The organism is Hymenobacter ginkgonis, assembly GCF_009755225.1.
In the GTDB taxonomy this organism is placed as follows: Bacteria; Bacteroidota; Bacteroidia; order Cytophagales; family Hymenobacteraceae; genus Hymenobacter; species Hymenobacter ginkgonis.
Genome location: NZ_WQKZ01000001.1, coordinates 349,324 through 367,335, shown reverse-complemented (window position 1 = coordinate 367,335; position 18,012 = coordinate 349,324). Strand labels below are relative to the sequence as shown.

Below are 18,012 nucleotides of genomic sequence, written 5' to 3'. Positions count from 1 at the left end.
CGCACATCATTTTACCCTAGTTGGTTGGTCGCTGCCAGCGGGGCCCGTGGGCTGGCAATAGCTGCCTAGCTCGCCAGAGGGGGTAGCTATTTCCGGCCTCCATACAGGCACAGCAGCCGGGCGCGGTGGCTGCCAAGCAGCCCGCCGCATCCGGCTGCCACCAGTGCTTCTTCAAAAGAACCCGCGCCGTAGGTAGTCGTGCCAGTAGTGCGCTAGGCGTAGCGCACTGCTGGCAGCAGGCAGTGCCTCACAAGTAGTACAGGGAACCCAGTTCCGGGCCGACCAGCTTGTCGCAAAAAAGCCTGATTTTTATAAAGATAGCTCTTTTAAACTGAGCCGCACTACCTGCGGAGAAGTTAGTTGCAGATAGGCGCGGGGTGCGGGGCGCTTTTGGCGGTTGGTTGGCCCCGCACAAGCCCTACCCCCACTGGCCTGGCCGGCCCCAGCGGCAGCTAAAGGTGCCTCGGCGGGGCCAGTGGGTGGCGTAGGCCGCGCTAGCGGCTGGCCGCCTGCACTCATTGCACCTGGGCGGGCGTGAGCCGGGCGGCGCGCAGCACGGGGTCGGCGGCTTGCTCAATTTTGGCGCGCAGCTTGGGGTTGTAGTCGGGGTGGCTGCGCAAGAAGCCTTGCACGGTAGCGGCGGCCGTGGGCGTTTGGTACCAGCGCAGGGTGGCTTGCAACCAGCTTTGGGGAAAGAAAATGTCGCCGGTGCGCTGAATTTCCTCCACCAGCGCCAGGCTTTGGGGGAGGTATTTTTCGGAAGTCGCGGCCCGCAGCGGGTGGTGCAGGTAGCCGAGCGCCGAGGTTACCCAGGCTTCTTTCTCGCGGTTTTTGCGGTCGGCCAAGCCCGCGAAAAAGGCGTCGCGCACGGCCACCGTGTCCGAGAGCGACGGCCGCAGGTAGCGCAGGCGCAGGCGGCGGTCGGGGTTTTGGATGCGGCCGAGCTGGGTTTGCAAAATTTGCCCGTAGCCGGGGTAGGCGCGCACGGCCAGCGCGGCGGCCAGGTCGGTGTAGTCGTCTTCCGAGAGCTTAACGCCTGCCGGCGGCTGCTTGCTTTCCCACACGGCATACGCCCGTTTTTGCGCCTCGGCGCTCAGCATAAGGCCGGTATAAGCCTTGAAAAGCAGCTTTTTCTCGTTCGTCGATTTCACCTGCTGCATGGCCTGCCACAGCTCGGGCTCTAGGGTGGCAGCCAGCGCCGGGCGTTGCGCGGGCGACGTAAAGCGCCAAAAAATAGTCGTTACCTGGTCGAGTACCACGTTGAGGTTCAGCTCCTCGGGCTCGTGCGCGAGCAGCGGGCGCAAGCGCGCCAACAGCTGCGCCGGCGAGAGGGCGCGGCCGTTCAGCATGTTTTCGTGCAGGTTGATGTAGGCGGCCGCCCGCATCACGGGCTTCTTCAGCTCGGCCAAGTGGGGTAGCATCCGGGCATCGACGGGGAAGATGCCGTAGCCCTCGCCCGACGAGTTGAAGAGAAGGTAGCGCGGCGCCGGTTTGCCCTCGGCCGCGCGCAGCCGCAGGCTGGCCCCGCGCATGTCGGCGGTCAGTTCCTCCACGTGGTCGGCGTACACCAGGGCCACGCCAAACACCTGCGGCCACACGCGGGCGCTGCCATCTTCGCCTTTTTGGGTGAGGCTGAGCTGGGTGATTTTGCCGCCCGCCGTTTGCAGCTGGTAGCTGAACTGCGGCCGGCCGGGCTCGTCTACCCACACGCGGTTCCAGGCTTGCAGGTCGGCGGGCGTGCGCGCATCCAAGATGGCGATGAGGTCAGGCCAGGTGGCATTGCCAAAGGCGTAGCGCCGCACGTATTCGCGCAGGCCGTCGCGGAAGGGGGTAGGGCCCATCAGGCGCTCCAATTGGCGCATCATAATGGGCGCCTTGTGGTAAATAATATTGCCGTAGAGCGAGCCCGCATCTTGCAGGTTATCAAGCGGCTGCCGAATGGGGTTGGCGCCCGCCGTGCGGTCGATGGCGTAGGCCAGCGGATAATGGTCGGTGAGAAACTTAAGGTCGAAATTGCCGTCGGGCTGCGTGACGGTGCTGATTTTATCGGCCATAAAATTGGCAAACACCTCTTTGGTCCACACGTCGTTGAACCAGCGCATCGTCACGAGGTCGCCAAACCACATGTGGGCCGTTTCGTGGGCTAGCAGGTTGGCGCGGGCGTTGAGCTGGTCGCGGGTGGCGGCATCATCCAAAAACAACGTACTCGCCTTATAATCAATGGCGCCCACGTGCTCCATGCCACCGTACTGAAAATCGGGGATGGCCGTAAAATCGAACTTTTGGAACGGATATGGCCGCTGCGTGTACTCTTGCAAAAACGCCAACGCCCCCGCCTGAATGTTGAAAATCGGCCCCAGGCTGCGGTTGATTTTCACCGTATCCGTTTCGCGGTACAGAAAGTGCATGGCCCTACCCCCCGGCTGCCGGCTCACCTCCCGAAACCGGCCCGCCGCGAAGGCAAATAAGTAGGTGCTGATGGTATCAGAAGGCTGGAAGCGGTACGTTTTCTGCTGGCCATCGGCGGTGCGGGCCGAGTCGGCCAGCAGGCCGTTGGCCACGGCCTGCCAGGCGGCGGGCACCGTGAGCGTAAGCGCAAACGTGGCCTTGAGGTCGGGCTGGTCGAAGCACGGAAACACCGTGCGCGCCCGGTCGGGCACGAGCAGCGTGTAGAGATAATCGGGGTTGCGGTTCAGCGACTGGTCGCCGGCTACGAATTCGACATTCAACTCGTTGGCACCCAGCCGCAGCAATGCGGGCGCAATAACCAGGTGCTCGCGCTCCAGCGTCAGCGGCGCCGGCTGGCCATTCACCGTGAGGCGCTGCAAGTGGTCGGCACTCACTTTAAAATCGAGCTGGAGCGGCACGGCATTTTGCAACAGCCGAAACGTGATTTTCTCGGTGGCGGCAATGGGTTGCGCCACCTGGCTTGGCACTTGCAAATGCAGCGTGTAAGCCACGTGGCGCAGGGCTTGCGCCCGCTGCGCGGCCAGCGCACCCGCCACGCCCGGCTGCACCAACGAGGCGCCCGACTGGCCCAAACCGGGCAACGCAATCAAGGAAAAAACAACTAGCGGCAGGGCACGAAAAAGCAACATCAGCGAGTAGAAAAGAGCAAAAGGGGGAAGTAGCCCAGATTCTGCGAACCTGCCCTACCCCCACGAAAGTAAGGCTACTGGCTTTCGGCCAGCGCCGCAATAATGGCTTCTTCTTCGGGGGTGGCGGGCAGCACGTTGGCTTCCTGCCAGTAGGGGTGCTGGTAGTGCGTGCCGTTTTTGTAAAGCGAGCGGCCGCGGTACTGCTCGCTGCCCGGAATGGCCGGCGGATTGGGGCTAAGGTTAGAAACCAGCATCTCCGTCGAGAAATCGTACTGCAACGGCTGGCTTCGGCCAATGTGGACTTCGGTGCCGTATGCCAGCCGAATGAAACTGAGGTAGCAGCCGCCCGCCAACTGCCGGTATTCTACGTGCTTGCGCAGCACGTTTTCCTTGACCTTCACCAGCAGCAGCGTATGCTCTTCGGCGTAGGGCAGCAGCGCGGGGGCCAGCTCGCTGTCGATGGCCCGCAGGCAAAGCGTTTGCTTGTCGATGCGCACGGTGCCTTGCTGCAAGTGGTCGGCGTCGTGGGTGGTGGGCGTGAAGCTGATAATGTAGAAGGGCTCCTCGACCGGGCCTACCGATTCGCGCAACTCATATTTATAGAAGGCAAAATTGGTGCTGTCCAGGTAGTTGCTGTGTACTTCAGGCTCGCGCTCGTAGCCGCTGGCGGCGTGCTCGACGTCAATCACCGAGGGCAAATCCTCGAACCGCGAGCGGGCGGCCGTGACCACGCGGGCCCGCGAGGCGTTGATGCGCACCTGAATGGCCGGCTTGTCGGGCTTGCGCGGGTTCACGACCAGGCGGTAGTCCACCAGCCCATCGGCAAACTTGGTGTACGCGCCATTCACCCGCACAAACTCGCGGTAGTAGCTCTGAAGGAGCACCGGGCTCAGCAGGCGGGCGTGCGTGGTGCGCAGCGCTTGCTTGAGCAGGGTTTGCGGCGTGTAGCCCACCACGGCTACCCCCTGCAACTGCACGGCTTGCGGCTTAAGCAGCAGTGTGCTAGGCCCTACCCCCGCGCGCAGCACCACGCGGCTAGGCGCATACCCCACGCAACTCAGCACGACGCTATCGGCGGCGTGGGCGGGTGGCACCACCAGCTGAAACCGGCCCTCCGCATTCGACACGGTGCCGATGGCCGAATGCAGCACGCTAACGGCCGCGAATGGCACCGGCCGCTGGGTAGCGGCATCCAAAATGAGTCCTTCAAACTTTACGCCGCCCGTTTGGGCCCAGCCCAGCGAGGCTGCCAGCAGCCAACTCCCTATCAAGCATAGTGCTTTCATACCTTTCCATCAAGCGGCCGAGCGAAGCGCTAAGCGCCGTAAGAATACAACCCGCACCGGCCCCCGCCAAACCCGCGCCGGCAATTGTGGTTATACCAGCGCTACCCCTCTTCTAAGCACGTACCACCCAACTCTTTCCCCCTCTTGCCATGCCCGGTTTTTTCACCAATAAAGGCTTCCAGCCCAAGCGTAGCAGCGGCCACAAGCTGCCCCCCGGCCAGTACGAAACCACCGATTTTCCGGTGCTTACGGCGGGCCCTACCCCCCGCATCGCGCTCACGCAGTGGGCATTTGAACTGACGGGGCTGGTCGAAAAACCGATGAAGTGGAGCTGGCAGGAGTTTAACAGCTTGCCGCAGCAAGACTTCAACCCCGATATTCACTGCGTCACGAAGTGGTCGAAATTCGACACCCATTGGCGCGGCGTCAGCATCGACACGCTGCTCGAGCACGTGCAGCTCAAGCCCGAGGCTAAGTTTGTGATGGCCACCAGCTACGGCGGCTACACTACCAACCTGCCGCTGGCCGATTTGGTGGGGGGTAAGGCCTTTATCGGCCACACGTTTGAGGGCCAGCCGCTGGCGCCCGAGCACGGCGGCCCGGCCCGGCTGGTGGTGCCGCACCTCTACTTCTGGAAAAGCGCCAAGTGGGTGCAAAGCCTGCGCTTTATGAGCGAAGACGAGGCGGGTTTTTGGGAGCGCGCCGGCTACAGCATGTACGGCGACCCGTGGAAGGAACAGCGCTACGAAACCGACGACGAGGACCTGGCTGCTAGCGCCAACATTCGCCTATGAGCCGGCTTGCCTGGCAATTGGGCGTCGTAAAAGCCATTCGGCCCGAAACGCCAACCGTCAAAACCTTCGTGCTTACCCTGCCCAACTGGACGCCCCACCTGGCGGGCCAGCACTACGACCTGCGCCTCACCGCCGAGGGTGGCTACCAGGCCGAGCGCAGCTACTCCATCGCGTCGCCGCCCGAGCAAACCGGCGAAATCGAGCTCACCGTGGAGCAGATTGCCGACGGCGAGGTATCGGGCTATCTATTTGAGGGCGTGGGGGTAGGCGACCAGCTGGAACTGCGCGGGCCCATTGGCGGCTACTTTGTGTGGCGCGGGGCGCCGGCTGCGCCGCCGCTCTTGCTGGTGGGCGGCGGCTCGGGCGTGGTGCCGCTGATGGCCATGCTGCGCCACCGGCAGCGGGCGGGCTTGCACCTGCCTACCGTGCTGCTGTTTAGCGTGCGCACGCCGGAGGAGGTTATTTATCAAGCTGAGCTGGAAGCGATGGCGCAGGCTGACCCATCTTTCACGCTGCTGCTGACCTACACCCGCCAGGCCCCGGCCGCCTGGGCCGGCTACCACCGCCGCATCGACGCACCGATGCTGGCCGAGGTGCTGTCCCGCTTGCCCGCCGCGCCCGACTGTTTCGTATGTGGCCCAACTGGCCTAGTCGAGGCAGTAGCCAATGGTTTGCTCGGCGCTGGCCTACCCCCCGAAACCATTCGCACCGAACGCTTTGGCCCCACCGGCGGGTAACGGGTTTCTTGCTGTATATAGCCCCATGAATTTTCGCGTTCTCTTTTTATTACAAAGCTCGGCCCTGACCATTCTGGAAATTCAGCGGCTCGACCTGCCCGCCACCGCCCCCAAAGGCGAGCTGTACCGCTGGCTGCGCTACGAGGCTACAAACGAAACACTTACTGCGCTCGATTTTGTGCATATGCACTCAGCTCCGCCGCAGGAGGAGCGGCAGTTCCGGCAGGGCACGCTGGCCTTTTCGGCTGAGACAGGCACATTCCAGCCCGCCGAAGACCCAGCCGCAGTTTACACGCTGACCCTTACCCCCTCGCTGGAGCTGCCGCCTTCGCTGGCCGCGCAGGTAGCAAAGTTTCTGGCGGCCTAGTATGGGGGGCGGGCAACCAGGCGGGCAGCCCGCTACCCATCTAGCTGCACAGCGTCTGCGCTACTAGCCAGCTTACCTATCTTGGGGCGTTAACTCCTTAGCCCCCTGCCCAATGGCCAAGCCCGCTACTTCTCCTGGCCTCAAGCAGGCGCTTTCGCCGCTGCACCTGTGGGCCATTGCGGTGGGGCTGGTTATTTCGGGCGAGTATTTTGGTTGGAATTACGGCTGGGCAGCGGCCGGGCCGGTAGGGTTTCTGGTGGCTACGCTGGTAGTGACGGTGCTCTACGTGACGTTCATTTTCAGCTTCACCGAGCTTACCACGGCTATTCCGCAGGCGGGGGGGCCGTTTGCGTATTCGCTACGGGCGCTAGGGCCGGTGGGGGGGCTGGTGGCCGGCTACGCCACGTTGGTCGAGTTTCTGTTTGCGCCGCCGGCCATTGCGTTTGCGCTAGGCAGCTACGGGCATTTCTTGTGGCCAGCGGTGCCAGTGCTGCCCACGGCGCTGGGCTGCTACGTGGTTTTTACGTTCATCAACCTATTGGGCATTAAGGAGTCAGCCACTTTTTCCTTGGTGGTAACGCTGCTGGCCGTGGCCGAACTACTACTATTTATGGGCTTGCTGGCACCGCATTTTGAGGTGGCCAAATTTCTGGCCCACCCGGTGCCGGTGCGCGCTGCGGGCGTGCTGGCGGCGCTGCCGTTCGCCATCTGGTTTTACCTGGCTATTGAGGGGGTAGCGATGGTGGCCGAGGAGGTCGAAAACCCGCGCCGCACCATTCCGCGGGGCTACGGCTACGGCCTGCTTACGCTGGTGCTGCTGGCGCTGGGCGTGATGGTGCTCACGGGGGGCGCCACCGACTGGCGCCGCCTCAGCCACCTCGACTACCCCCTGCCCGAGGCCTTGAGCCTGGTGCTGGGCCAGCATAGCCCCTGGACCAAGTTTTTTGCCAGCATTGGCTTGTTTGGGCTTGTGGCGTCGTTTCACGGCACCATCATTGGCTACTCGCGGCAGATTTTTGCGCTGGCCCGGGGTGGCTTTCTGCCCGGTTTTCTGGCCCGGCTCAACGGCCGCCAAACGCCGCACTGGGCGCTGGTGGCGGGCGGTGCGGTGGGCTGCCTGGCGCTGTGCACCGGCACTACCGACCAGGTCATTATTCTGTCGGTGCTGGGGGCGGTGGTGATGTACCTCATGAGCCTGCTCAGCCTGTTTGTACTGCGCCGCCGCGAGCCCGAGCTGGTGCGGCCGTTTGCGGTGCCGGGCTATCCTTACGTGCCGCTGGTGGCGCTGGGGCTGGCACTGGTGTGCCTGGGCACGATAGTTTATTACAACCTGGGGCTGAGTATTGTCTTCTTCGCAGGTTTGCTGGGGCTACTGGTTTTATATACGCTACTCAAGCCTAAAGCTCCGACCCAAGGCCAGGCAGCTTAGCAGGTTGCGAAGAAACAAAAAAGAGGGTTCGCCAGTGGCGAACCCTCTTTTTTGTTTCTTCGCAACCTGCTTGCCCTTACTTTACCACTAGCCGCTGGCTAAGGGTGCCGCAGCGGAGCAGATAGAAGCCAAGAGGCAGGTCGGCCAGCGACAGCGTGGTTTCGCCACCATCGGGCGCAATAGCCTGCGTATGCACCATGCGGCCCGTGGCATCAAATACCTGCAAGGGCGCCGCGTCGGCTGTGCCAACCAACCGCACGAATACAGTTTCGCGCGCCGGGTTGGGGTAAGCAAGCAGCTGAGCTGCTACGACTGTATTCACCAGCGACACAGTCCGCACAGGTGAGTAGGTAGTGGCGCCATTCAGGTCGGTCTGGCGCAGGCGGTAGTAAAGCTGCGTGGCCTTAGCCGGCAGGCTGGCATCCAGGAACGAGTAGGTGTGCAGGGTGTTGCTGCTGCCCGCACCACTCACCTGGCCAACCGCTACAAAGGTTTGCCCAGCCACGCTACGCTCCACGGTGAAGCCCGCATTGTTGAGCTCCGAAGCCGTGTGCCAGTTCAGGCGCACTGCTTGCGGCCCTTCGGGCTGCGCCGTGAATAAGCTCAGGCTAACGGGTAGCGGGTTGCCGGGCAAAGCTGCGCCAAATACCGTCGTCTGCGCCGGGCCTTTGTAGTTCTCGGCGTTGCTGATGAAGGTACCATCGCCGATGTTGGTGCTGTTATAATCGAATACGTAGGCGTAGTAGGTCACATTAGGGTTGAGGCCTGTTATGGTGGCGGTAGGCGCGCCACCCGAAAAGACCACGTAGTACGTATTGCCGTTGCTATCCTGCAAGGTGCTTTGCCCCGCGCCCTGAAACGCGCCGTTGCTGGCATTATAGTCCGTGCCATCTTTGGGCAGCACATCCGGAATAGTTAGGCTGGGGCTGGTACTAATCAGCACGATGTGAAATTCGCCGTAGCCCGTTAGCAGCGGGTCGGGGTTGAAGGCGATAGCTGCTGAGGCCGCCCCTACCGTGCGCGAGGCCGAGAAGGGCGTGTCGCGGGTGGGCTCTACATCAATGGCCGTGCCCTGCAGCTTGTTGGCCGCCGGGTTGGAAGAGGTATTTACTACGGGCGACAGCGTGTTGGCCGGCGCGGCCGTCACGTCGGGCGTCAGGTATTGCAACACGGCCTGGGCCGCACCCACGCGGTTGGGCGCGTAGATGACGTAGATATCTTGGTCGATGATATTAGTCGTTGGGTCCGGCGTAAGCTGAATGTAGTTAGTCGTCGAGTTGGTGGGGTCGGTATACGTAACGCCATCCAGCGATATGCGGAACTGCGCGTAGCCATCCGGGTTGCCCAGCGCCCCCGTCGATTCGCCCGAGACGGAAATGCGGGCCGGGTTGCGCACCAGCTCGGCGTGCAGGCGAATGAGTTGGGGAGCCGTGCGCACGTTGGTGCCAATCACAAGCGGCCCTTCGGGGGTGTAAATCGTGCGCGATTCGATGGTACCGATGCTGTTCGCCCGCACAATAGAAGCGCTCGGAGTAGCCGGCGAGCTGTCGAAGCGGACGCCCGTGCCGCTTTCCGTGCCCGCCACTGCCGGCACGTAGCGAATGTACACCACCTGGTTGTTGATGGTACCATCAGCCGCCGGCGTGATGGTCAGCGAGTTGGCTGTAACAGTGCCCGCCGTGCCGCTGCCCTGCCCCGAGAAGGTGGCATCCAGCGACACCTGAAAATTGGCGGGGGCTCGCACTACTACCCCATTCACTAGGAAGCTCCCACTCACTATCACCGTTTGGCTGGCCGAAGCCTTCTCCGGCACCGTGCTAAAGGGTTGCAAGGGATTCCCGCTCGGCGTACTCACCGTGAAAGTTGATGACGTATTGGCGCCCGAAAACGGATTGTTGGCCGTTACGCTCACTACATTGGTGGGCGCTCCTACCGCCGAGCCGCTCGTGGCCATGATGGAGCCCGTAAAGTTGCTCTGGCCCGCAATAGGCCCCACAATGCGCACCTCAATGGTGGTGGCAGGCACCTGCCCATTCACAGGCGCAAGGGTGAGGGTAGGGCTGAATAAGCTGCCCACCACGGCCGGATTGCGTACCTGAATAGCTCCCGACGTGGTAGTACCCGTGAGGGCAGCCGTGAGGGTAAGAGCTGTAGTACCGAGGTTATTGCCCCCTACCACAAAAGTTTTTACCTGGCCCGAGCCACTGCCCGAAATCTGCCCAAACGCCAAGTTGGCGGGGTCCACAAATACGTAGGGGCCGGCGGGCGCCGTGCCGCTTACCGCCACCGCCGTGGAACCGGCCTGGCCCGGCGTCGAGAGGGCAATAGTGCTTGCGTAGTCGCCCGTGCCCGCCGGATAAGTACTGGAAGGTACCGGCGCAAATCGCACGTCGATGGTAGTGGCGCTGAGCGTGCCTGAGGTCGGCGTCAGCACGAGGCTGCCCGCTACAAAAGCGTTGGTGCCCACCCGCAGCTCGAAGCCATCGGGCGCCGTCACGGTGGCGTTGCCAATTAAATCAGCGCCACTCAGCCGGAAAGACTGCTGGGCCGAAGCTCGGTTAACGGGTATTTTGCCAAAGTCCTGCAGGGGCAGCGTGTTGCCGGGCGCGGCTTCCACCATAAGCGTCTGAGCTTGAACCGCTGCCGGCAGCAGTAGGCTAAGCCATAGCATGAGCAGGCTGGTACATTGCCCGAGTGCAACGCCCGTTTTAAGGTAAGTGTTTTTCATAAAATAATAGGAGTGAAAGAATAAGCATCGCTTCGCCAGGTAAAGTTAGCGGGCCATCAACATTTTTTGTGATTTATTAATGAACATAGCCGCAAATAAGGTTTAACAAGTTATTTAATTGTATTTTTTATATAAATTTTAAAAAATAATTTAGGTTTCTACCTATGGTAATTTTGCTTACTAGTAGCCCATGTGCCAATTTACTAGGCCCACCTGTGGCTAGCTTAGTGGCGGCAGCCTAAAGCAGTTTCGGAGGCTGTGTATAGCATAGGCAAGTAGCGCCTACTTTCAGCCTGCGAGTACCAGGCGTGCTAACCAACGGCCTAAGCATCTGCGCTACGGCCCCGTGACTCCGGAACCGTGCTAGCCTACCCCCCACGCCGACCCTTGGCTACTATGCGGCGGCTGGCACCTACCTTAAGCTATCGATTCAACACCTTGCCCCGCCTCCAGCGGCTAGCCCTACCCCCATGCCTTACCGCCACGTCATTCGCCAACGAGCCTACGTGTTCGAGGACCTGAAAACGCTGCTGGCGCGGGCCTCGCCCCTACGCTCGGGCGACGTGCTGGCCGGCGTGGCCGCGGCTACTTACGAGGAGCGCGTGGCCGCCCAGCTGGCGCTGGCCGACGTGCCGCTGCGCAACTTCTTGCGCGAGGCGCTAGTGCCCTACGAACAAGACGAGGTGACGCGCCTAATTCTGGACACGCACGACGCGGCGGCGTTTGCCAGCATCGGCCATTTCACGGTGGGGCAGCTGCGCGATTGGCTGGTTTCGGACGCGGCCGACGGGCCGACGCTGCACGCGCTGGCGCCCGGCCTCACGCCCGAAATGGTGGCCGCCGTGAGCAAGCTCCTGCGCAACCAAGAGCTGATTGCGGTGGCGCGGCGCTGCGAAATCATCACGCGCTTTCGCAATACCCTCGGGCTGCGCGGGCACCTTGCTACCCGTCTCCAACCCAACCACCCCACCGACGACCTGCGTGGCATTGCGGCCAGCCTCGTCGATGGCCTGCTTTATGGCAGCGGCGATGCGGTTATCGGCATCAACCCGGCCACGGATAACCCGCAGGCCGTCAGCCAACTGCTGCACATGCTCGATGCCGTGCGCGAGCAATACGCCATCCCTACGCAATCGTGCGTGCTGTGCCACGTCACAACCACGCTGCAACTCATTGCGCAGCAAGCGCCCGTTGATTTAACGTTTCAGTCCATCGGCGGCACCGAAGCTACCAACACCAGTTTTGGCATCAGCCTCAGCTTGTTGCAGGAAGCTTGGGAAGCCACGCTGGCGCTAAACCGCGGCACGCTGGGCGACAACGTGATGTACTTCGAAACCGGCCAGGGCAGCGCCCTCTCGGCCAATGCCCACCACGGCCTCGACCAGCAAACCTGCGAGGCGCGCGCCTACGCCGTGGCCCGGCGCTTCCGGCCGCTGCTGGTCAATTCGGTGGTTGGTTTTATTGGGCCCGAGTACCTGTACGACGGCAAGCAAATCATTCGGGCGGCGCTCGAAGACCACTTTTGCGGCAAGCTGCTGGGCTTGCCCATGGGCATGGACGTATGCTACACCAACCACGCCGAGGCCGACCAAGACGACATGGATACCCTGCTGACGCTGCTTGGCGTAGCGGGCTGCACTTACATTATGGGCGTGCCCGGCGCCGACGACATCATGCTTGGCTACCAGTCTACTTCCTTCCACGATGCGCTGTACCTGCGCCGCGTGTTGGGCCTGCGCACCGCCCCCGAGTTTGAGGCCTGGCTAAACCAACAGGGTATTTTCGACGGCCAGGGGCACTTGCTGCCCGCCTCCGCTACGCTGCAACTGCTCGAAAAGCTGCCGCCAGCCTTGCACTAAACGCCCTTTTTGCGTGCCCGCTCATGCCCGACCTTCCTGCTCAGCCCAGCCCTACCCCCACCCCGGCGCCCGACCCCTGGGCCGGGCTGCAAGCCTTCACGGCGGCGCGCATTGCGCTAGGCCGCAGCGGCACCAGCGTGCCGCTGGGCGCGGCGCTGGCTTTCAAGTTGGCGCACGCGCACGCCCGCGACGCCGTATATTCGCAACTGAATACCAGCGAGTTGCTAGCTACCATACCCTCCTTGCAGCTGCCCACCCTGCAAGTGCGCAGCCGGGCCCAAAACCGCCAGGAGTACTTGCAGCGCCCCGATTGGGGCCGGCAACTAAGCGAGGAATCCAGGGCGCAGCTGCGCGAGCAAGCCAGGGGCAGCTGCGACGTGGCCATCATCCTGGCCGATGGCTTATCGGCCACGGCCATTAACGACCACGCCGGGCCGCTGCTGGGCCTGCTGGTGCCGCTGCTGCGGCAGGCGGGCTTTCAGCTGGGGCCCATCATGCTGGCCGAGCAGGCCCGCGTGGCCATTGGCGACGAAATTGGCCAGCTGCTGGGCGCGCGGCTCACGCTGGTACTGATTGGCGAGCGGCCGGGGCTTAGCGCGCCGCACAGCTTGGGCGCGTATTTCACCTACGGACCGCGGCCGGGCCTCACCGACGAGGCGCGCAACTGCGTGTCCAACATCCGGCCCGAGGGCCTACCCTACCCCGCGGCGGCGACCAAGCTTTTTTACTTGGTGCAGGAGGCGCTGCGGCGGCAGCTATCGGGGGTAGGGCTGAAGGACCAATCCGATTTATTAGCTGCATAGCCGCGCATTTTGCGCAGCGCAAGTCAAAAATTTGCGATTTTTTTGAATAAAGTTTTTCTTTGCATAATTCAATTACCGCGTTCCAGCTACCTGTCCTGGCTCAAATTGGCCTGAATTATGCTTAGCTCGGTGTAATAGCGCCCCAGGAGCACCAGAAGCAGTTTATATCCGTTTTTACATACTAGTAGAGCCGCCAAATTTCCGCACTACCAGCTCGCTTGAGCGCTTATTTCTGCCGCCCAGCTTACGCAAGGAATTACATTTTCTCTGCATTATTTATTTCGAAGTAGTACCTTCATATTGTCAAAAAGCGGCCTTCTGCCAAGGCGGCTTTTTTTATTCCTTTTGTTCTTCTCTCTCGTGTCCTTCGAACTAGAATTAGCGGCTGCTTCAGCCGCTCCTGCTGGCTACTCGCCGGCCATCGCCCCCCATCCCACCCAAACTTCCTACGACCACGTGGTGCTTCCGGGCGATTTTCCCGACCCCACCATCATGAAAGTAGGTGACACTTACTGGGCCAGCGCCACCACCGCCGAGTGGGGCGCCGTGTACCCCATTTTTTCCTCTAAAAACCTGCTGGACTGGGAGCTGGTGAGCCATGTATTCCCGGACAAGCACCCTGCCTGGGCCAGCTCCAACTTCTGGGCGCCCGAGTTTTACCAAGAAAACGGCCGCTTCTACGTGTACTACACGGCCCGCAAAAAAGGCGGCATGCTGTGCGTGGCCGTGGCCAGCGCCGACCACCCCGCCGGCCCCTACCACGACCACGGCCCGCTAGTAGGCCAGGAGGCCGGTTCTATCGACGGCTTCGCGATGCCCGACGAGCACGGCGACCTCTACCTCATTTGGAAGGAAGACGGCAACTCCTGCCACCAGGATACGCCCATCTGGGCGCAGCGCCTCAACGACGAGCGAACCGCCCTCGTTGGCGAAGCTACCGAGCTGTTTGGCAACGATGTACGCTGGGAAGGCCCCTTGGTAGAAGGCTCGGCCCTGGTGCGGCACAACGACTGGTTCTACATGTTTTATGCTGGCAACAGCTGCTGCGGCAAGGGCTGCAACTACGCCACCGGAGTAGCCCGCTCGCGCGCTTTGCTGGGCCCCTGGGAGAAGTACGAGCAGAACCCCATCCTCATCGGCAATGATACCTGGAAGTGCCCTGGCCACGGCACCGTGACGGAGCTAGACGGCCGCTGGTTCTTGCTGCACCACGCCTATTTCGCACAAAGCCACGAGTTTGTGGGCCGCCAGGGGTTGCTCAGCGAGTTTACCTGGAACGCCCAAGAATGGCCCGAGTTTGTAAACCGCAGCCCCCAGGCCGCGCCCCTCACCGACCTAGCCCGCCTGCACATTGCCGAAGAGTTTGAAGGCAACGAGCTGGGCCCAGCCTGGCAGTGGCCCCTTGGCCAGCAGCCCACCAGCCGCGTGCACGAGGGCCAGTTGCACCTAACTGCCAAGCCCAGCCGCCTGGGCGCGCTAGTGGCCCGGCGCACCCATGTAGCTACCTACAAAGCGGCTACTACGCTGGACTTTGCCGCCCTACCCGCCGATACTTTTGCTGGTCTGGCCGCGGTGGGCGACCCCTACAATGCCCTGGCCCTGATGGCTGGCAACGGCCAACTGCAAATCTGGCACGTTAAGAGTGGCAAGCAGCAGTGCCTCCAGCACGTATTTATCGAGCCCTGCGCTACCCTCACGCTGCGCCTTGAGGTGTGGGGCGGCCAGCGCTACCGCTTCGCCTACAGCACCGACGGCGCCACCTGGCAGCCGCTACCCACCGAGAGCTTCACCCTCAACGGCACCTACCTACCCCCCTGGGACCAGGGCGTGCGCGTGGCCCTCGTAGCCCAGGGCGCCGAGGACACTACGGCTGTTTTCAACAACTTTATTATCCGCAACCAACGATAAGTCCAGCCTTTCTATAGTTAGCCAAACCAGCCAGGTTGCCTTCGCGGTGGCCTGGCTGGTTTGCGTTTGGGCGGTGCGGGTGGGTTGCTACGATGGGGCTGCCTGCTTCTGGCTTGCGCTACCCAACCTGCACCACCAACTGCGAGGTTTAGCCGGGGCAGGCGGGGCCCTACCCCCTGGTTTTCAGCGGGCGAGTTTCGGTTGTTGGCAGAGCTTGCACGTACAATGGACCGGGCGCCTTTTCCATTTTTTTACCTGCCGATGTCAACCTTCACCGTCGAACGACTTTCTTTTCAGCATTTAGCCGAGCTACCTACGGCTTGGCAAAATACTGACTACCAAGCCTTACTAGCCAAGCTGGATTATGAAAACCCCAGCGAAGTGCCCCCGGCCGAGCTAAAAGAGATGTGCCAGCTAGCCCTCACCGACTTGGAGCCGGCCGAGGCCGCGCAACTCGTGCTTGGCTACCTCTTTGCCGATGAGCTGAAGGAGGGCCAAATTGCCCAGCTGGCCCACCAGATGGAAACCGAAAAACTGTGGGAGGAAAACCCGCGCCTAGAGCTGCACGAGGGCTTTTACAACGCTACGCAGCTGCTCTATGATGCCTACAACGGCAAGTTTCCGCACCCGCAGGCCGTCGAGTTTGCGGTAAAAATAACCGCCGCCGATGCGGCCGACCTAACTGTGTTTCAGCCCGAGCCGGCACCTGCGCTGCTGCGCTTGCTGGCCGCTGGCCTCACCGACCACGCGCTGCTCAACCGCTTGTTTGGCGAGCAGCTGGCGGGCACTGCCTTTGCCGAAGCACCTCATATCCTCTGGCACCTTACGCCCAGCGACCAAACCGCTACCAGCCTCACGTTTACCGTCATCAGCTCGGCGTATTGGCTCGAAGAGTTTAAGTATGCCGACACGTATGAGGCGGCTACGCACGCCGACGCGGCCCCGGCAGCCGAGTAAGGGGTAGGGCCCCCGGTGCCGCCCCGCGCAGTTCCTATACTGGCAGTTGTATCTTTAAGGCCTACCCCTATTTAACTACTAACCAAGAAGCCCCGGCTGCTGCAGCTGAGGCTTTTTTTGGGAATTTTAGTATGACTCAAGAGCAGCTTGCCCGCCAAATGCACAGCGTAGTGTACGCCCAACGCAAATTATCTTACTTAAAGGAAAAACTAGAAGAGCTGCTGGCGCAAGACCCCCTCATGCTGGCCGCCGACCAGCGCACGCTTTCGGCCGCCAACGTGGAAACCGCTGCCCTGCACGAAGACCGCATCAACGAAGCCAAGGACGAGATTGAGCAGGAGGAATCTTCCATGCAACGCCTCACAAACGAGTTATTGGCCAAGCTGCCGGAGATTATCAAAAAGCTTATTCGCGAGGGCATGCCGCTGGTGGCCCAGTGGCAAATGGACGGCATCGAGTCGCTGGCGCTGGTGCATGAGGGCGACCTGTTTCGCATCATTCCCGACAACAAAGTGGTGTAAAGGCCGGCGCCCTACCCCCTGCTTTCACGCGCAGGCTCAGGGCTTGCTGTGCAACTGAAAGGCACGCGAAATATTGAAGCCGAAGAAAATATCGCCCTTGAAAAAATTGCCCGTAGTTTGGGGGATAAAGAATTTCTCAATCATGCCCTGGGCGTTGGTAAAGTGCAGCTGAAACACGTGGCCGCCGGTTTCAATGTCGAAGCCGACGGCCAGGGCGTTGCGGAAGTCGTCGGCGGTGGCGCCGGGCAGCAAATAGTAGTATTCGCCGGTGAGGGCCAGGCGCTTCGTGAGCTTTTGGCGCACGGCGCCGCCAAGGGCGTACACGTTGTTTTGGTCGCGGCTCAGGTCTACGTAGTTGCGGTGCAGCAGCGTGGGCATAAGCTGCACCGATAGGCTGGGGCTGATTTTGCGGGCCAGCAACGCCTGGTAGGTGTAGGTGAAGCGCGAGGTGGTGGAGCGCTCGGGCGGGGCCACAAACTTGAGGGAAGATAGAGCCGATGTTGCCAGCAGCGTTACCGAAATGGGCAGGGCCCCTACCCCCGTACTTTGGCGCAACAGCTTGTATTTCAAGAAACCGTCGAACGTTTTTTCGAGCGAGCTGCGCCCCACCCCCACCGCCAGGCGGTCGGTGAGGCCGTACTCCAGCCCGAGGCGAATGGTGGCTTGGTCGAGGCCAAAAAACTCGTAGGCGCCGCTGTTAAGTGTGCCAAAGCGGTGCGAAATCAGGAACACGAGGCTGCCCGCGCCTGGCGTTTCGATGGAGTGGCCATTGATGACGCGCGTGCCTTTGAAGGTGGCCTCCACGTACTCGCGGCGCAGGCTGTCGGTGGCCAGGTGGTTGAGCTGCTGGAGCAGGTCTTGGGCGCAGGCCGGGGCGGCGCTCAGCACGGCCAGGGCCAGCCCGGCGGCCAGCCGCCCGGGCGTAAAGTTTGAAGCCATACTATTAGTTATTAAGGAATTGGTTCGCAAGCCAGCGCCACTGTTACGTCCACCGTTTTGGCCACGTGGCTACGCACCAGGGCCGGTATCTCGATGTTGTAATCGGCCGAGGCGACGGCAAATTTTGAATTGACCAGCAGGCGATTACCCTGCTTTTCGAGCGTGCCCGGCACCCGCACATGCCTCGTGACGCCGTGGATGGTGAGGTCGCCCTCAACCTGCACCTGCCGGGGGCCGCTGCTCACCAGCTGCACGCTTTCAAACCCCACCAAATGGCCCGTAAACGTGGCCTTGGGGTACTTCTCCGACTCCACGTAGTTTTCGTTGAAGTGCACCTGCATCAGCGACTTAGGAAACTTGAACTCCTTCATCGGCACTGTAAAAGCTACTTGGCCCGACTGCACATCCACGGCCGCACCTACCTGCTGGTTGCGGGCCTCAATGTCTTCGAAGGGGGTAGCCGAAAAGAAGCTGATAGTGCCGGTGCGCGTGAAGTACTTGGTTTGGCCCAGGGCCGGGCCCACCGCCAGCCAGCTCAGCAGCCCGGCGAGAATTATAATGCGGTTCATACTTGATTGCTAAGGTG

The 18,012-nt window shown here is 61.8% G+C and carries 14 protein-coding genes; 9 read left to right on the top strand and 5 right to left on the bottom strand.

What is annotated here, in order from left to right:
• Positions 1-515 precede the first annotated feature (515 nt).
• Together GO988_RS01470 and GO988_RS01465 are read right to left on the bottom strand one after the other, a co-directional pair.
• The gene (locus GO988_RS01470) at positions 516-3,098 is read right to left on the bottom strand and encodes a M1 family metallopeptidase (protein ID WP_157561758.1); all 2,583 of its coding nucleotides are present in this window, start codon (positions 3,096-3,098) and stop codon (positions 516-518) included.
• Between the two features lie 74 nt (positions 3,099-3,172).
• Entirely contained in the window at positions 3,173-4,384 is a 1,212-nt protein-coding gene (locus tag GO988_RS01465; RefSeq protein ID WP_157561757.1) for a carboxypeptidase-like regulatory domain-containing protein, read from the bottom strand.
• Positions 4,385-4,533: 149 nt separating this feature from the next.
• Here GO988_RS01465 and GO988_RS01460 point away from each other — a divergent pair, with 149 nt between their 5' ends.
• The 4 genes from GO988_RS01460 to eat all read left to right on the top strand — a co-directional run bounded on the left by GO988_RS01460 (position 4,534) and on the right by eat (position 7,711).
• Positions 4,534-5,178: a sulfite oxidase-like oxidoreductase gene (locus GO988_RS01460; RefSeq protein ID WP_157561756.1), complete on the top strand. Its 645-nt coding sequence runs from the start codon at positions 4,534-4,536 to the stop codon at positions 5,176-5,178.
• Positions 5,175-5,915, top strand: a complete 741-nt coding sequence (locus GO988_RS01455) for a ferredoxin reductase (RefSeq protein WP_157561755.1) — start codon at positions 5,175-5,177, stop codon at positions 5,913-5,915. The genes GO988_RS01460 and GO988_RS01455 overlap by 4 nt, the downstream gene beginning before the upstream one ends.
• A 25-nt stretch (positions 5,916-5,940) precedes the next feature.
• Positions 5,941-6,282 (top strand): hypothetical protein, encoded by a 342-nt coding sequence (locus GO988_RS01450; protein WP_157561754.1) that lies wholly within the window; start codon positions 5,941-5,943, stop codon positions 6,280-6,282.
• A gap of 112 nt (positions 6,283-6,394) precedes the next feature.
• Entirely contained in the window at positions 6,395-7,711 is a 1,317-nt protein-coding gene (eat, locus tag GO988_RS01445; protein WP_157561753.1) for an ethanolamine permease, read from the top strand.
• Between the two features lie 76 nt (positions 7,712-7,787).
• On the opposite strand, the gene GO988_RS01440 is transcribed toward eat, so the two are convergent.
• Positions 7,788-10,439: a T9SS type A sorting domain-containing protein gene (locus tag GO988_RS01440; RefSeq protein WP_157561752.1), complete on the bottom strand. Its 2,652-nt coding sequence runs from the start codon at positions 10,437-10,439 to the stop codon at positions 7,788-7,790.
• Between the two features lie 470 nt (positions 10,440-10,909).
• On the opposite strand from GO988_RS01440, the gene GO988_RS01435 reads away from it, so the two are divergent.
• The 5 genes from GO988_RS01435 (at position 10,910) to GO988_RS01415 (ending at position 16,487) form a co-directional block, all read left to right on the top strand.
• On the top strand, positions 10,910-12,298 hold the full coding sequence (locus GO988_RS01435) for an ethanolamine ammonia-lyase subunit EutB (protein WP_157561751.1): 1,389 nt from the start codon (positions 10,910-10,912) through the stop codon (positions 12,296-12,298).
• Between the two features lie 23 nt (positions 12,299-12,321).
• On the top strand, positions 12,322-13,101 hold the full coding sequence (gene eutC / locus GO988_RS01430; protein ID WP_157561750.1) for an ethanolamine ammonia-lyase subunit EutC: 780 nt from the start codon (positions 12,322-12,324) through the stop codon (positions 13,099-13,101).
• 360 nt (positions 13,102-13,461) lie between these two features.
• On the top strand, positions 13,462-15,009 hold the full coding sequence (locus GO988_RS01425; protein ID WP_157561749.1) for a family 43 glycosylhydrolase: 1,548 nt from the start codon (positions 13,462-13,464) through the stop codon (positions 15,007-15,009).
• A gap of 261 nt (positions 15,010-15,270) precedes the next feature.
• Positions 15,271-15,966, top strand: a complete 696-nt coding sequence (locus tag GO988_RS01420; protein ID WP_157561748.1) for a hypothetical protein — start codon at positions 15,271-15,273, stop codon at positions 15,964-15,966.
• 131 nt (positions 15,967-16,097) lie between these two features.
• Positions 16,098-16,487: a hypothetical protein gene (locus GO988_RS01415; protein ID WP_157561747.1), complete on the top strand. Its 390-nt coding sequence runs from the start codon at positions 16,098-16,100 to the stop codon at positions 16,485-16,487.
• Positions 16,488-16,523: 36 nt separating this feature from the next.
• Here the strand turns inward: GO988_RS01415 and GO988_RS01410 are convergent, their stop codons facing one another.
• Both GO988_RS01410 and GO988_RS01405 read right to left on the bottom strand, forming a co-directional pair.
• Complete coding sequence (locus tag GO988_RS01410) at positions 16,524-17,426, bottom strand: DUF5777 family beta-barrel protein (RefSeq protein WP_157561746.1); 903 nt, start codon at positions 17,424-17,426, stop codon at positions 16,524-16,526.
• A gap of 11 nt (positions 17,427-17,437) precedes the next feature.
• The gene (locus GO988_RS01405; RefSeq protein WP_157561745.1) at positions 17,438-17,995 is read right to left on the bottom strand and encodes a YceI family protein; all 558 of its coding nucleotides are present in this window, start codon (positions 17,993-17,995) and stop codon (positions 17,438-17,440) included.
• Positions 17,996-18,012: the final 17 nt, after the last annotated feature.